Origin of the sequence: Rhodococcus sp. IEGM 1351 (genome assembly GCF_030056875.1) — a bacterium.
GTDB classification, from domain to species: Bacteria; Actinomycetota; Actinomycetes; order Mycobacteriales; family Mycobacteriaceae; genus Rhodococcus_F; species Rhodococcus_F opacus.
The window spans coordinates 1-16,464 of sequence record NZ_JASHKU010000038.1 but is presented as its reverse complement, the minus strand read 5'-3'; the positions used below and the strand labels follow the sequence as shown (position 1 = coordinate 16,464).

At 61.7% G+C, this 16,464-nt stretch carries 11 protein-coding genes; 3 read left to right on the top strand and 8 right to left on the bottom strand.

The features are described from left to right. Positions 1-69: 69 nt before the first annotated feature. A complete protein-coding gene (locus QM806_RS37360; RefSeq protein ID WP_162276260.1) occupies positions 70-744 on the top strand; it encodes an MDR/zinc-dependent alcohol dehydrogenase-like family protein in 675 nt (224 codons plus the stop codon). A 438-nt stretch (positions 745-1,182) separates the two neighbouring features. Next, positions 1,183-2,409: a formaldehyde dehydrogenase, glutathione-independent gene (gene fdhA / locus QM806_RS37355; RefSeq protein WP_054247865.1), complete on the top strand. Its 1,227-nt coding sequence runs from the start codon at positions 1,183-1,185 to the stop codon at positions 2,407-2,409. Positions 2,410-3,140: 731 nt separating this feature from the next. Here fdhA and QM806_RS37350 read toward each other — a convergent pair. The 8 genes from QM806_RS37350 to QM806_RS37315 all read right to left on the bottom strand — a co-directional run bounded on the left by QM806_RS37350 (position 3,141) and on the right by QM806_RS37315 (position 14,313). Then, positions 3,141-3,740, bottom strand: coding sequence for an acyl-CoA dehydrogenase family protein (locus tag QM806_RS37350; RefSeq protein WP_267204513.1), 600 nt, complete (start codon positions 3,738-3,740; stop codon positions 3,141-3,143). 212 nt (positions 3,741-3,952) lie between these two features. Further along, a complete protein-coding gene (locus tag QM806_RS37345) occupies positions 3,953-4,900 on the bottom strand; it encodes a 3-hydroxyacyl-CoA dehydrogenase (RefSeq protein WP_005565054.1) in 948 nt (315 codons plus the stop codon). Between the two features lie 986 nt (positions 4,901-5,886). Beyond that, a complete protein-coding gene (locus tag QM806_RS37340; protein WP_054247868.1) occupies positions 5,887-7,428 on the bottom strand; it encodes a long-chain-fatty-acid--CoA ligase in 1,542 nt (513 codons plus the stop codon). 186 nt (positions 7,429-7,614) lie between these two features. Then, positions 7,615-8,760 (bottom strand): zinc-binding dehydrogenase, encoded by a 1,146-nt coding sequence (locus QM806_RS37335; protein WP_005565058.1) that lies wholly within the window; start codon positions 8,758-8,760, stop codon positions 7,615-7,617. Between the two features lie 404 nt (positions 8,761-9,164). Continuing rightward, positions 9,165-10,118 (bottom strand): alpha/beta fold hydrolase, encoded by a 954-nt coding sequence (locus QM806_RS37330; protein WP_005254725.1) that lies wholly within the window; start codon positions 10,116-10,118, stop codon positions 9,165-9,167. Next, positions 10,115-11,662, bottom strand: coding sequence for a flavin-containing monooxygenase (locus tag QM806_RS37325; protein ID WP_005565062.1), 1,548 nt, complete (start codon positions 11,660-11,662; stop codon positions 10,115-10,117). Before QM806_RS37325 ends, QM806_RS37330 begins: the two co-directional genes overlap by 4 nt. A gap of 136 nt (positions 11,663-11,798) precedes the next feature. Continuing rightward, positions 11,799-12,815 carry an AraC family transcriptional regulator gene (locus QM806_RS37320; RefSeq protein ID WP_005565063.1) on the bottom strand — a complete coding sequence of 339 codons (1,017 nt, stop codon included), beginning with the start codon at positions 12,813-12,815 and terminating at the stop codon, positions 11,799-11,801. Between the two features lie 340 nt (positions 12,816-13,155). Beyond that, on the bottom strand, positions 13,156-14,313 hold the full coding sequence (locus QM806_RS37315) for a PucR family transcriptional regulator (protein ID WP_120660840.1): 1,158 nt from the start codon (positions 14,311-14,313) through the stop codon (positions 13,156-13,158). Between the two features lie 190 nt (positions 14,314-14,503). On the opposite strand from QM806_RS37315, the gene QM806_RS37310 reads away from it, so the two are divergent. Continuing rightward, positions 14,504-16,216: an aldehyde dehydrogenase family protein gene (locus QM806_RS37310; protein ID WP_167113855.1), complete on the top strand. Its 1,713-nt coding sequence runs from the start codon at positions 14,504-14,506 to the stop codon at positions 16,214-16,216. Positions 16,217-16,464: the final 248 nt, after the last annotated feature.

Sequence of the window (16,464 nt, the reverse complement as noted above, 5' to 3'; positions counted from 1 at the left end):
GCAAATGCTCTGGACCTGACACGCACAAGGAATGCCGGAGGACTTGCCGTGAAGAATCAGAGTTGGATTGTGGACCGGGCGTCGACCGGCACCTACGATCCCCGCTGTTTCTGCCTGATAGAAGGCCCGATTCCCTCAGCTCCAGACGGCAAGATCGTGGTACAGACGCTGCTGATGTCCCTCGACCCGACGAACCTCAACTGGCTCAAACTCGATCCTCAATTGCAGGCGATACCGTTCGGCATCGGAGATCCGATGATCGGTGTTTCCATCGGTGTCGTCATCGAATCCCGCGCACCTGCCCACGCCGTCGGTGACGTCGTGACGGGAATGTGGGGGTGGCGACGATTCGACGTCGTCGATCCCCTGCTCGTGCATCCGGCGAAACCTGCTACGGAAATGTCGTTTGAGCAACAACTGGCGATCTTCTCGCACGTCGGGCGCGCAGCGGCCGGTGGCATGACTCTCATCGGTGAAGTGAAGCCGACCGATGCGGTGTTGGTGTCCGGGGCCGCCGGGGCCACGGGCTCGTTGGCCGCCCAAATCGCGAAGGCGCAGGGCTGCCGCGTGGTTGGCATTGCCGGTGGACCGGACAAGTGTGAGTTCCTTCTGGACGAGTTGAACTCGACGGTGCGATCGACTACAAGCAAGAAAACATTCGCGAGGCCGTCCACCGGCACTTCCCGGGCGGTGTCGACCTGTTCTTCGACAATGTGGGTGGGGAAGAAATCGATGCCGTCCTGACGAACATGGCAGTAGGGTGTCGCATTGTTCTGTGCGGAGCGATTTCTCAGTACAACATTAGCGAACCGTCCAATCTCTACGGTGTACAGAATTTACCGTTGCTCATTTTCCGCAGCGCACGCCTACAAGGATTTGTTGCGGACTTCGGTCCACGCAACCACGTCGTCGACAACCTGCTCGACGACCTTACACAACGCGGACAGTTGATTGCGCACACATGTCGTCGATGGCTTCGAGAATGTTCCCGACGCGTTGGCTCTGCTACTCAACGGGAAGAACCGAGGAAAATTGCTGGCACAGGTTTAATTCGACAATCCCAGGATAGTCGGCTGGGTCGCAGCCCCATGCCCGTCTGGGCGGACCGGCAGCTATCACGATCCGGTTCCCCGTCCCCCGCTGGCCGCTATTCGGCCTCGAAACCCCACACACAGAAGGACAATGATGACAGCGAGTGCAAACCGCGCGGTGACCTATGTCGGCCCCGGCAAGGTCGAAGTGCGCGAGATCGAGTTCCCGAAACTCGAACTGCGGGACGGTCCCGGCGTCAACCCGGCCAACGTCGGACGCAAGTGCGAGCACGGAGTCATACTCAAGGTGGTCTCCACCAACATCTGCGGAAGCGATCAGCACATGGTCCGGGGCCGCACCACCGCCCCTGAAGGACTGGTCCTCGGGCACGAGATCACCGGCGAAGTCGTCGAAGTCGGCCGCGACGTCGAATTCATCAAGGTCGGCGACTTGTGCTCGGTACCGTTCAACATCGCCTGCGGACGGTGCCGCAACTGCAAGGAACGCAAGACCGGCATCTGCCTCAACGTCAACCCCGACCGGCCCGGATCAGCATTCGGGTACGTCGACATGGGCGGCTGGGTGGGCGGCCAGGCCGAATACGTGATGGCACCCTACGCCGACTTCAACCTGCTGAAGTTTCCCGACAAGGACCAGGCGTTGGAAAAGATCCGCGACCTGACCATGCTCTCGGACATCTTCCCCACCGGCTATCACGGCGCTCTCACGGCCGGCGCGCGCGCAGGATCGACCGTCTACGTCGCCGGCGCCGGCCCGGTCGGACTCGCCGCCGCGGTCGGTGCGCAGCTCCTCGGCGCCGCGGTCGTGATCGTCGGCGACCTGAATACCGAACGCCTTGCCCAGGCTCGCTCGTTCGGTTGCGAGACCATCGACGTCTCCGGGGGCGCCCCGCAGGACCAGATCGAGCAGCTGCTCGGCGTCCCCGAGGTCGACGCAGCAATTGATGCCGTCGGTTTCGAAGCGCGCGGTCACGGCGGCGACGCCGGGCACGAACAGCCCGCCGCAGTGCTCAACTCGTTGATGGAGCTGACCACCGCCGGTGGCGGCATCGGCATCCCCGGACTGTACGTCACCGGGGACCCGGGCGCCGCCGACGATGCTGCCAAGGCCGGAGCGCTCTCGTTGAGCTTGGGAACCGGCTGGGCCAAGTCGCTGTCGTTCGCCACCGGACAGTGCCCGGTCATGAGCTACCACCGAGAGCTGATGAACGCGATCCTCGCGGACCGGGTACAGATCGCCAAAGCCGTCAACGCGACCGTCATCACGCTCGATGATGCACCGCGCGGCTACAGCGCCTTCGACAGCGGGGTGGCCCAGAAGTTCGTCATCGATCCTCACGGGATGATCGCCGTCTAACCCGGCGCTTCTCCGTTTGCACGCACACCGGCAGTCCGTCCCCCACTCCCGACTGTCGCTACCCATCCCCCGGGCGGCGGGGATCGGGTCGCCGCCGGTGACCTGCCTCCTCCACCCCGGCCGGTATGGCCTGTTTTCGATATCTCACCGGCGCAGAAACCCCGCCGTCTCCCCGGCCACACACCGGAGGGGACGGCGGGGCTTCATCCTCACCGGGCGGGCGTACAAGGGCACCGCTGAGTAAACACACCTGCGTCAGTGAAAACGTCCGCTCCGTCCGCTACAGGTAGGTCCGGGTTCTCCGGTAGCCGCCCCCAGCGGCGGCTTTTCATAGAGGCGTCCGGCACGCCACTGCGGAGCCGCACCATATCGATCAATGACAACAACGCCAGCAGGGCGCGCCGGAGCAGCGACGGCGCTCCGCGGAGGCCCCGGCCGGAGCACCGCTACGAGTCAGCACGGCGCTCGCGGATCTGCAACGAGCCGTCAACCGACGAACCGCAGGTCGGATGATCCGATCACCACGAGACCGCCGATCAGCAGTAGATCCGCTGCAGCACAGCTCACCATCTGCGACCGGTTCGAGTGGATGCCCGGCTGCCGCCGAACGCAACAGCACACATCAGCACGTCGTCGGCACGCAGTTCACCTTTCACTGGACGGTCCCGGGACGCTGGTGGCCAAGCGTCCGGATGCAGAGTCGGCGTCGAACGCTCCACTCGGGCCATGGGTCAACACGATCGCGCTGGGCGGTGGCACCGCCCAGCGCGTCCGGGGTCCGATCGGCTCAGCGAGCTTTTCGGTAGTAGCCGGTCTGCGATGATCTTGCGCTGGATCTCGCTGGTGCCTTCGAAGATCGTAGTCAGTCGCGCATCGCGCCAATACCCTTCGACTCGTCGTTCGGTGGTGTAGCCGTTGCCACCGTGCAGCTGACTGCCCAGATTTGTCACCTCCACTGCCATCTCGGTGGCCAGTAGTTTCACCATCGCAGCTTCACGCACGCACGGCTGGCCGGCATCTATCTTGTGGGCCACACGCTGGTAGAAGGCGCGAGCCTGCTCGACCTTTGCGGCCATTTCGGCCAGGGTGAAGCGCAGGTACTGAAAGTCACCAATCGGCCGCCCGAACTGCTCCCGTTCTTGCAAGTAGACAATGCAATCTTCGACCGCACCGCGAGCGAGTCCCACTGCGCGGGCCGCAGTTTGCACCCGAGCAGTGTTGAGCTCCGCCTCGACCGCTTTGAAGCCGGCGGTTGAGACAGCGGCGGTCTCGGTGAGCGGAGTGGAATCTCCCGCCGGCTTGGGGAATTGGCCAACAGCTTGTTGGCCAATTGCGTTGCGATTCCAGGCTTGCTCTCCACCGTATGCACTGCAGAATGGTCCGAATTAGCCCGAGCATATCGGGTAAGGCTGATCGAAAACCGCCGGAGAGTCTGTCGATCACCTTCGTGTAAAAGCCCTGCATTGGTTGACATCTTGACCTGGACCAAATCTCACGGCATCTCTGCACGCCAAGATGTCAACAGAGTGGGCAGTTCGTGGCGCTATTCTGGGAGAATTGCGGAAACGAGGTTCGGGACAGCGGAAATGTCTGGAACATTAAGGAAATCCGGGCGAGCGTACGCGGGATTCGGGTACTGGTAGTAGCCTTCCCCGGTTTGCATACCAAGCAAATTCTTGTCGAGGAAGTTTTCCTTGATGTAATCAGCGTTGGCACTCATCTGCGTATCGCCACTCTCCTTGCCCCAGTGAGCAAGAACGTCGTACGTGGTCTTCATGCCGATTATATCGATCATGCCGAGCGGACCCATCGCGGCGCCGAGAAACATGAATGTACGATCGATGTCCTCAGGATCTCCGATGTCGTTGGTGACCAATGTCTGGGCTGCGTTGAGCAGGGGAACGGTCCACGTGTTGACGAGGTAACCGTTCTGTTCTCTACGTACCGGGATGGGCACCATCCCGATCTCGATCGCGAATTCGGTCACCTCGGTCACTGTTTTTCGGGCAGTACCTGCGTGGGCCATGATCTCTCCGAGGTTCATCCTCCAGATCATGTTCGCAAAGTGCAATGCACAGTACTTCTCGGGGCGACCGGTGTCCGCAGCGAAGTCGCGAGGAAGGAAAGTCGAGGAGTTCGTTACGACTAATGTATGTGAAGGTAGGATTTCCGCCATCTCCTTGTACAATTTGGTCTTCACGTCCGGGATCTCCGGTACAGCCTCGATCACAAGGTCCGCCTGCCCGACGGCAGCTGCAAGATCTGTTGTGTAGGTCAGTCGATCTCGCGTCGCGGCGATATCTTCTTCGTTGGCGCCGACGTCCGCTAGGTAGATTGCAGCGTAACGCTCATGAGCTGCTTTACTGCGCTCGATGGCATCGTCTGAAATGTCGTAGGCGGTGACGGATTTACCCTTAAAGGCACTTTGCCAGGCGATCTGCCCACCCAACACACCCGATCCGAGCACTGTCACGTTATCTACATGAGACATAGGTTCCTTCTTTCGTCGACGAATATGGCGCAAACGCGCGCGGGAGGAAGTTCATCAATTGACAGCATCCGTGAGATCGAACACCGAGTTGACCGTCGGGTCGAATCAGGAAACCATCGATGTGACCGTTGACACAGGATACGATTGGTTTCCGAAAGTTCGCTTGTACCATGACGCCAAATGTTTTGCAGTGATTGTTATGGAGTGACAACGCCGCGCCCGGTCTCAAGCGAGGTCCGGCGCTTGGGGTACACCGCGGATAGTTTCGCTACAGTCATACGATCGCAGTGGAGGTGGCGCACGATTACCCATAGTTGGTCTACGAAGCGAGCCAATGTGGTTCCGTATCTTTCGAATACTTCTTCCTCGGGGACGCCTCCGTACGGTGCCCAGTTCAAAGCGAGATTGAGTAGTGATCCGGCGTCACCTGGGTGATTGTGTACGTGCATTTGCGGATTGTCGTTTGCGATCCTGCGTTGTCTCTCTTCGTGATAGCGATGTGAGAGTTCGTCGAATAGCACCTGTGCTAGTTGTGTGGGATCAGTTCTCGGTGAGTACGAACGTCGGTAGGTGGTCATGTGCTTTTCCGGCCGTTTGGGAAGCGCTGAGGCTTGGATAGTTGGTGAATGAGCCAAGGGTTCGATCAAGCGGGGCGGGTAGGCACAACCTCAGCGAATCATCCTCAATCCCGACTGTTTGCAGCGAACCGAAGCCAGCATTGGGAATACAAACTTTCATGCGTCGGACAATGTGCGGATGCCGAGTTTCCTTACGTGGGGCCGATCGTCGCGCGAAAATCTGAAAACGACGCGATGTCCGTTGCTAGTTTTCACCGAGATGAGCACCAGCACGGACATTCGTGTGCGTGTCCTGCGTGGACTCGAACCAGGTGGAGATTGTGCCGATGATTTGCGGGCGCCTCCATGCCAGGCCTTCACGGATCCCCTCGGGAAGTTCTGCAGAACGCCAACTTGAGCGGCGTACGGTCAGGTGAGTTCGCGTTTGAGGATCTTCCCGGTGGCGGTCGTGGGCAATGAGTCGACGATGTCGATGATCCGGGGATACTTGTATGCCGCCATCTGTTCTCTGCTCCAATCGATAAGCTCATCACCGGTTAGTGTGGCTCCGGCGTTGGGGATCACAAACGCCTTGATTTCCTCGCCATGACGTTCGTGCGGAACCCCGATGACCGTGGCGAGGCTGATACCTGGGTGAGTCATCAGGACTTCCTCGATCTCCCTTGAATAGACGTTGAAGCCGCCGCGGATGATCATGTCCTTGGATCGGTCGACGATGAAATAGAAGCCGTCGTCGTCCTTTCGGGCAAGGTCCCCGGTACGGAACCAACCGCCGCGGATGGCCTCCGCCGTGGCTGCAGGGCGCCCGTAGTAGCCCTTCATGATGTTGTGGCCTTTGACTGCAATCTCGCCGACTTCGCCGATTGCGGCAATCTCATTCCACTCGTCGTCGATGAGCTTGACCTCTACACCCCAGACCGGGAGACCGATGGAACCGGGGCGCGAACCGCGGTCGGGGTCATTGAAGGTTGCCAGCGGTGATGTCTCGGAGAGTCCGTAGCCTTCCAGAATCTGCACGCCGAACTTGTCTTGCACCCGGGAGATGATGTCGGCAGGAAGACTCGCGCCCCCTGAGAGACCGATCCGTAGGTTACGGGCGATCCGCTCGACGTCGACATCGTCGGTGAGCGATTCGAGCAATCCCCACCACATCGTCGGAACACCGGCGAAGAACGTGATGTCTTCTCTCTGGAAGAGATCGATGACCTGACTAGCATCAAAACGTGGGATCAGGTGCAGCGTGGCGCCCGTCGAGAAGCCGGCATGCATCTGTACCGTCGCACCGAAAGTGTGGAAGAGTGGGAGTGCCACGATGTGCGTATCCGTGGTCTTATTATCGAAGAGTCGATTGCAGGTGAGGGCGTTCAAGAGCGTATTGGCGTGAGACAGCTCCGCACCCTTGGGTTGGCCTGTAGTGCCGCTGGTGTAGAGGATGGTGGCGGTGTCGGTGGCCTCGGTGGGGACAGACTCGAATACATCCGACCGCCCGGAGAGGGCCTGTCCGAGCGTCTCGACGCCGTCGATTGGGCTTGACGCGGCTGGGTCTGCGGTAATGAGGAAGAAGTTCGCGGTGGTCGACTCCTGGAAGCCGGCGTATCCCACCATTCCGATTGGGAGTTCTTCGGTGCCCTCGAAACAGAAGAAGGCCACGGCGTCGGCATCGGTCAGGTGATAGGCCACCTCTCGTCTCTTGAGCAAGATGTTCAGCGGAACAACAACACACCCAGCCTTGAGGACGCCGTAGTAGACGATGGGGAACCAGGGGAGGTTGGGGCTGCTCAGCGCCACCTTGTCGCCTGGTTGGACCCCCCGTTCCACCAGCAGGTTCGCAACCTGATTCGCCGCTCCGTCAACCTGTGCGTACGTCAGCTTGGTGTTGCCCAGGACCAGCGCATCCTTGGATGGATATCTACGCGCTGAATCCTCAAGGAGGACAGACAGGTTCAACATGATTCTCCTGAGGTCGTCAATAGTTGTACTGCTCCGCGGTGAAGCCTTCACGCGAAGTCGGTTGAGTTCAGCGTGATACAGACGGGCAAACCTTGGCCGGACACGCAATCAGATCCGGCGGCACCGTGATGGGAGCTTAGATGGCATCGAGATGTGTGCGCGATCACAACACTGGGTGTTGCACTCTCACTGGAACGGATCGATGAGGATCTTCGCGTGGCGCTCGGGATCACTGAGGTCGTTGAACGCCTGTGCGACGCCGTCGAGGCCGACGGTCGCAGTGTGCAGGGGTGACGGGTCGACCTTGCCGGAGGCGATCATGCCCAGCGTTTGGCTGAACTCTGCGGGGTCGTAGCCGAAGACGAAGCGCAGGTCGATCTCTTTGCTGAGGGCAACAGCTGGTCGGAACCTGTCGACCTCGGTGCACATTCCCACCACTGTCACCAGTGTACGAAGCGGCGCGTTGGCGATAACGTGATCGATGATTCCGGGGACGCCGGCACATTCGAATACGACGGGGCCGCTCGGGGTTTGCCCGAGTCGATCGGCGCCGAAGAAGATCTTCTCTATCGAGAGCATCGGGATCCTACGCACGGCTTTGGTCATCTCGAGTGCGAACGCGAGGAGTTCCGGTGTCGAGTTGACCGGGCTCTTGAGTGTGAGGGTGTCCCAGGGCGATTGAACCTTGGGGTCGACGACCACATCGGCACCGCACTGGCTGGCGAGCTTCCGACGGCCGGGCGAGAGATCGGAGGCGATGACCTTTGTGACCCCCGCGGCCTTGAGCATCAGGATCACTGCCAGGCCGATGGGCCCGCATCCGATGACGACAGCGGGGCGCTTCTTGCCTATTCTCGATCGACGTACTGCGTGCCGTGCGACGGTGAGGGGCTCGGTGAACGCGGCCTTGTCGTGGGAGACGCCGTCAGGAACGGGGAATGTCAGCGCTTCCTCTACAAGGGTGTATTCGGCGTAACCGCCTGCTGCATGGCTGTCGAAGCCCGTCATATGCATTCCTACCTCCGTCTGCAGGACGGGCAACGCTGTCACCGTCGTCCCTGCGGCCCAACGGCCGCGGGTCTTCGGGCCGTATGACACCACCTCGCCTAGGAGCTCATGGCCGAGAATGACCTCTTGGTTCGGAAGGATCGCGGTCGCGTAGCCCGATTCGAGCAACAACGCGTTCACCTCGGTGGCGTCCTTTTTGGCATGCAGATCCGATCCGCAGATCCCGGTCCGCAGTACTTTGATCAGGACCTGGCCCGGACCTGGTTCGGGTGTCTTCACCTCACGAACGCTGAGTTCGCCCTCCGTACAGACAACGGCCTTCATCGCGTCCTTCTCCTATCGATGGAAATTGAGTCCTGAGCGCGAGAGACGCACAGGATCATGTGGTCGTCGCATTTTTATTCGGTCAGAACGTTGCGATACGGACTCATGATGTCGGGGCGTCCGCAACAGCGTCCGCCCGTATCGCCGCGGGCGACGTCACCAGATAGGCGACGGCCTGTTATGCCGAGCCCTCATGGGACGGATGATAGGTCGGCAGGAGTACTTCCAAAACCTTCACGAACCAGTGTTCACCTTCAACGAACCGGAGGTGACGGATGTTGATGTAGTACGAGGAGAAGCGCCCACCCGGCCTCGACTCGAACGGCAATCCGGCCGGCCGAAATTCACGTTGCGGGCGGGAAGCGCGACCTTACTGGGGTCGCTGCGGCGCTGTGGTCTGATGGTCATCTCGAATCTTCGTCCTGCTGCGTGATGGTGCTGATGAACTCGGTGACGAGGGTGGTGATCAGGGTGGGGTTCTGCTCCACCACCCAATGGTTGCCCGGAATCGCGTGCGTGCACAGGCGGTCCACGAACGGCTTTGGTGCTTCGAGTCCGAGCGGAACGGTCACGTGGGCGTCGTCGGTCGGGGCGAGAACCTGCACCGGACACACCGCTCGAGTGGGACGTGGCGTGAGCAGGTGGCGAAAATTGGCGCGGTACAACCCGATCCCGTTTATTGCGTCACGCCGTGACCGGCGTCCGGACGGGATCTGACGGTCGGTCGGCACGCCGATGTTCTCGGATCGCGAGACCATTTTCTCGACGACACCGCGCCGCACCAGGAGTTCGGGGAGGAAAGGGAGTTGGAACGCGACGATGTACCAGGAGTCAACCAGTTGACGTGCGAACTTACGCGGGTGACGGTGCCCACGTCGCAACCACGCACCGGCCATGTCCAGGCCCGGCCCCGAGACTGACGTGAAAGACGCCAGTTTGTTGGCAAACGCTGAATCGGATACGGCGGCCCAGCTTTGGATCGATCCCCAGTCGTGGGCGACCAGATGAACGGGTGAGTCGGGACTGGTCAGGGAGATGACGGTGGCGAGATCGTCTCGCAATTGGGACATCGCATACCCGCCCCGCTTGGCGGGTTGCCCTGATGCTCCGGTACCGCGCACGTCGTATGTGACGACGTGGAAGTCGCCGGCCGTTAGAGCGATTACCGGTTCCCAGACCGAGTGGTCGTCGGGATATCCATGGACGAACAGCACCGTTGGCCGATCGCTGTCGCCGTACTCGTAGATCGCGAGCTTGACGCCGTCGGTGGCGTCGGCGAATCGCGTTGGCTCACCTGGCCGAGTGGCTTTGTCGGCGGTGGGTGCGGGGGTCTCATGCGTGGTCGGTGCGTTGGTCACTGGACGGCTTCTTTGACTTGCTCGGTCGCGTCGTCCGCGAAACCGGCGGCAGGTGAAGCGGCCGACGTGAAGCGAAGCTCGGGGTCGTCGATCGGGTCCTTGCCGAGAACGATCCGGTCGTGGTTAAAATCCTGGGGAGCTTGCCACGGTCCGTGGGTGCCCTGTTTGGGGAACAAGTGCATCGCCCGGTTGATGTAGCCCGCGTCGAATTCGAAGAATCGCTTGACCGGCATCGAACTGTCCGAGACGACGGGTACGACGCTGGAGTAGCCGTTCTCGCTCATGTGGTCGAGAAGTCGGCAGAACCACTGTGCGACGAGGTCTGCTTTGAGAGTCCACGAGTGGTTGATGTACCCAACGGTGAACGCGAAGTTCGGGAGGCCGCTCACCATCGCGCTCTTGTAGATGACGTGATCGGGTAGATCGATCCGTTGGCCGTCCACCTCGAATGCGATCTTTCCGAAAGGCACCATATTCAGACCCGTGGCGGTGACGATGATGTCGGCGTCGAGCCGTGTGCCTGATTCGAGTTCGATCCCGGTTTCAGTGAACCGCACGATCTTGTCGGTGACAACCGCCGCGCGGCCCTTCGCGATTGCTTTGAACAGGTCACCATCTGGGACCGTGCACATGCGCTGGTCCCACGGGTCGTACTCCGGATGGAAGTGAGTGTCGACGTCGAAGCCCTCCGGGAGCGCGGCGGCCGTGATTTTGCGGACGAGTGCCCGAGCCTGTCGAGGGAACTTCCGGCTGCCCTTGTAGACGAGATTCCCTTTCCGAATGCTGATCTCACGGGAGATCGAGTAGGCAGTCTTCTCGGGGAGGATTCTTCGGAGAGTGTTAGCGAGCGGATCCTTGCGTGGGATGGGAATCACGTAGGACGGGGATCGCTGCAGCATTGTGACGTGCTCGGCCTCCTCCGCAATCGACGGCAGAAGTGTGACCGCGGTGGCGCCACTTCCGATGACCACAACCTTCTTGCCCGAGTAATCCAGGTCTTCGGGCCAATGCTGCGGGTGGACGATCTGTCCCTCGAAGTCATCACGGCCCGCGAAGTCCGGCGTGAAACCCTCGCCGGCGTCGTAATAGCCGGCGGCCGAGAACAACATCGACGCGGTCACGTCGTGTCGGACTCCGTCACTGACGCGCTCGAGGGTGACCACCCAACGCTGCTCGGGTGTCGAGAAATCCGCCCGAACGACCGTGAAACCGAGATGGATGTGGCGCTGCAGACCGTTTTCGCTGACGGTTTCCCGGAGGTAGTCGAGGATCTCGTGGGCGTCGGCGATCGAGTTGTCACGGCGCCATGGCTTGAAACCGAAGCCATACGCCTGCATATCGGAATCCGATCGAATCCCGGGGTAGCGGAATAGATCCCACGTACCGCCGAGCGATTCGCGCCCATCGACGATCGCGAAGGTTCGGCCGGGCTGTGAATGCTTGAGAGTGTATCCCATCCCGATCCCGGAGAGGCCGGCGCCGACGACGAGGACGTCGACGTGATCGAATGCGAGGCCCGAATCAGGCGCATGGGCTTTAGGCATGTCAACTCCCGTAGTTGAGCTTCAGTGTGACGATGCTTACAAGCCTCGCAACCAGGCGGCGGGAAAACTTGTCCTCAGACGACATAATTTTGCCATTTGGCGACAGTGCCAAGTGGGCGTCGGTTGCGCCGACCACCTAGAGGATCGGATCCTCCGGGCGGCTACCGCGGCGCCGTTTGAGCAGGTCGCGCGGCGATTCGCCGTACCAGCGGCGGCAGGCCCGGGTGAAGCTGCTCTGTTCGGCATAGCCCAGGGCCGAGGCGAGCTGCGAGGCCTGCAAGCCGGTTGCGGCGAGCTCCCAGGCTGTCGCCCGTCGAACCTCGTCGAGTATCTTCTCGAAGGTCGTGCCTTCGGCCGCAAGTTCGCGTTGCAGCGTGCGCTCATGCAGTGACACCGCTCGGGCCACCCGGCTGAGACCCGCCTCGCCGACCAGCAGCAAGCGCCGCGTGACGTCGCGGACATGCTCGGCCAGCGCCACGCCGGAATGGACCCGGGCCAGATATTCCTGAGCAAGTGCGAGTGCGGCTTCGTCGCGATCCTCGATGACGCGGGTGAGATGTGCCGGCGACAGGTGAATAGCGTTCTGACTCTGGCCGAACTCCACGGGGCAAGCGAACACGTCGAAGTAGGACTCCAATGGTGCGAGCCGTTCATGCTGGAACGTGACCTTTATCGGGATCACTCTGTCGCCGCTCATGACGTTGATCGCGTTCATGGCCAGTGTTTGGCTCTTCTCCACCGTCTGGCGCCGGTCGAAGTCGTTGTGGAGGATCGTCGAGTACGAGTAGATCGCCGATCCCGCCGAGGTGGTCAGCCGCGCAGTGTCGGCCGGAGCGAGGTTTCCGAGGAAGCGACAGACGTTGGTGATCGCTTCGCCCACTGTCTCAGCATTCCGCAGGATGACGCTCAGCGGTCCCAGCGATGCGATGCTCTGCATGCCACCGAGACGCAATCCGAAGTCGAGACAGTCGAACTCGCGGGCGGCGTGTCCGAGAACCGCGGCCGCGTCTTCGTAGCGGACATATCGGTCGAAGTCGCCGACTGCGAGCGGATCGATGCCGTGGGACCGGAGGAGAGCGTCGGCATCACCTCCGAGTTCGGTGATGAGCTCGTCTACCCGGGAGATCGCCGAACCTCGCGTCAAGACAGCCACGGATCCCAGTGTGGGCGCAGTGTCGCACAAAGACAAGTTTTTGGCCGGGGTGGTTCTCAATTATCGGGCGAGTCACTGCAGCCGCGTTTACCCTTGAGCTTGCCGGTGCGACGGCGCAGGTTCCGTCCGCATCACCACATCAGATCTGACTAGCAGGGTCAAATACCAGGGGTTCTCGTCAAGGTTAGATGACACAACTCAGCCTGTGGAGGCTAATAGGTTGTGACGCAATCAGTTTCATCGTCAGGAGCGAATGCACCCGAATCGACTGTCTCGATGTCGTGCCTGTGAGATGACATCCTGGAACGATGATGCGCTCGCGCCGCCCGTCTGTAGTTCGTCATCTCCCGTCTTCACCCAGCTGAAACGCGCGAAGCCCGACGAAGAGCTCCGCGGCCTGCGCCGGATTCATAAAATCCCTACCGGTCAGGTCGCCGATCCGCCGGAGTCGATAGAGGACGGTGTTGCGGTGGTAGTGCAGGCGCGCGGCGGCGTCACTCGTGGACCCCTTGGATGCGAACCAGGCGTCGAGCGTCGCCAGCAGGCTGTTTCGCTCGACCTCGGGCAGATCGAGTAGCGACCCGAAGATCTGACGGACAGCGATGCGGCTGCTGTCGGGATGGGTCGCTAGCAACAGCGGCACCGGAACCGCGCCAAAACGTGTGACAGCACTGTCGTCAACGCGCGCGCAAGCCCGCGCCAACCTGGCCTGGGCAACAGCCTTGGCCGTTCCGGACGGCGAAGTGAACATCTCGCTGACCCCCACCGCGCCGGATACGTCCAGATGCGCGACCACCTCGTTGACTATCGCGTCCGACCGCCCGAACAGCAGACCGAGAACGCCGTCGGCCTCCGAATCCCACACCGCGCCTACCTCACGCGTGGAGAACTCGAGCCGGTCCGAATCCGCGGAAATCACCACGAAACTGCCACGTTCGGGAATCCGCAAGGTATGCACAGCGGCTGCCACCGCAGACCGATTGGACGCGTGGTCGCCGAACAGTGCTCGAATAAGACGTCGCCGCGACTCGGCATCCTCCTCGCTTCGGGCGTCGACCGTGTGTCGATAGGCCTCGGCGGCCGCATCCGAACACACATCGACCATCGCCCAGATCTGGGCGGCCATATCGAGCAGCGCGCGCGTCGCCTCCGCCTCCGACCGGTTCATCAGTTCTTCCCAGATCAGCCGACCGCCCAGACGGAAGGCGTGCAACAGGGCGGCGAGCGGAACACCCTGTTCGGCTTTGAGCCGCCCAGCCTCGGCGGCCGACTCGAGCTCCGGCTCGACCTCGCCCGCCAAACAGGTGATCATCGCCAGCAGGTTGGCATGACACGCGTCATACAGCTGCTCGCGGGTCAGCAAGGATGACTCGAGGTAGCCGCGCTCGGCGGACAGTATGCGTGCAACCAACTCCGAAGCCATGCCATCCACCGTTGTCAGCAGCGGGAGAAGCAGGGTGTTCCGCACATGCACGGGTTTCGCGGCCGCTCTCGACATGGGGCCAGCCTAGACCCGAACTGGTGGACACCACGAAGTTGTGCAACGGCACAACCAGACGCGGATGTTGACGAGCAGCGGCCCATAGCGGACCAGGGCCCGACGAGACCACAATCCATATACCGCGCCGCGGTTCCCACCCCCAGCACAGAGACGAGTGATCGCAGTGCCCAACGAAACCGGTTCCGACATGCACGTCACGAACACCCCCACAGGACACCCGACCGTCGACCGGGCCCTCGACGAGCTGAGCACTGGCGAGAAAACATGGGCGTCGCTGCCCCTCTCTGCTCGACGGGCGCTGCTCGAGCGGGTTCGGGACCTCACCGCCGCCCACGCCGAGGAGTGGGTCACCGCCGCCACCGCGATCAAAGAGCTCGACCCCTCGTCCCCACTGGTCGGAGAGGAATGGATCTCCGGTCCCTACGCATTCGCCGGCGGTGCCGCCACGCTGGCACACAGCCTGGCCTCCCTCGAGACCGGCACCAGCCCCATCGCCGCCGCGACATTCGGATCCGCGCCGGGTGGTCGCACAACGGTCCGAGTCCTTCCCCTCGGCATCTTCGACCGGCTGCTGCTGAACGGATTCAGCGCCGAGGTATGGCTGCAGCCGGGAACCGACGTCGAGCGCGCCAGGCAGACCGCCGGCCTCGCCCAGCTCGATCCGGCCCACACCCACGGCATCGGCGCCGTGCTGGGTGCAGGCAACATCATGTCCATCGCACCGCTGGACACTCTCTACGAACTCTTCGCACACAACCGCGTCGTCGCACTCAAGCTCAACCCGATCACAGACCCGATGCTCCCGGTCTTCACCAAGGTCCTCGCACCACTGATCGAGGTAGGAGCAGTTCGTGTGCTCACCGGAGGAGCCGAGCTCGGCACCTACCTGGTCAACCACGCGGCGGTCCACCATGTGCACATGACCGGTAGCTCAATCACCCATGACACCATCGTCTTCGGCCCGGGCCAGGAGGGTGCCGCCCGTCGAGCGGCCAACGATCCCGTGCTGAACAAGCCGATGACGAGCGAGCTCGGCGGCGTGTCACCCACAATTGTGCTACCCGGCGAGTGGAGCGACGCCGACATCAAATACCAGGCGGAACACGTTGCCACGCAACGTCTCCACAACGGCGGATACAACTGCGTTGCCTCGCAGGTCGTCGTGCTCTCATCCAAGTGGAAGCAACGCGACCAGTTCGTGGCCGCCCTGCGCACGGCGCTGAACAACACTCCCGGTCGCAACCCCTACTATCCCGGGAGCGCCAACCGCGTCGAAGCGGCCCTCACGGCCTATCCTCATGCCGACAAGCTCGGAAGTGGACGGGTGCTGATCCACGACATCGACCCGACGGACGAGGCCACACTCCTGCAGACCGAGTACTTCGCGCCGGTTCTCGGCATTGTCGAACTCCCCCACGCTGATGAAGCATTCGCGGCTGCGGCCGTGCGCACGGCCAACTCCGACTTCGTCGGAACCCTCGGAATCAACATCATCGCCCACCCCCGATCGATCCAACAGATGGGCACCGGGTTCGACATACTCTTGGCGGAGCTCAACTACGGAACGATCGCGGTGAACGCCTGGACCGGTGTCGGCTTCCTGACCGCCGGCGCCACCTGGGGCGCATTCCCGGGCCATACAATCGACGACATCCAAAGCGGAATGGGCATGGTCCACAATGCCCTGCTCATCGACGGAGCCGAACGCACAGTTGTCCGCGGACCGTTCCGCCCGGCGCCGCGATCGATCGTCAACGGCGAATGGACCATCTCGCCCAAGCCGCCATGGTTCGTCACCAATCGAACCGCCGCCACCACCGGTCGACTACTGACGGCATTCGCCGCGAAACCGTCTTGGACGAAACTTCCCGGCATCTTCGCGTCCGCCCTCCGCGGATAGAAGAGGAACACCGCGCCGCCACAACATCTCCGCCAACTCTGTCGAGTCGGTAAGGGCTCCTCGGGGAACCGTACTCGCCAAACGGCTCAGCGCAGATCCACGCAACTCCGTCGTCACGCTGGAAGCGGGACCGGAAGACAACAACATATTCGCCCGCATGCCGACGGCCTTCTCCACACTATTCCGAAGCGACGGGGTCTGTCAAGTTAACGGTGTAACTGTTTGAACTGTGACTACTTTCGTCCGGC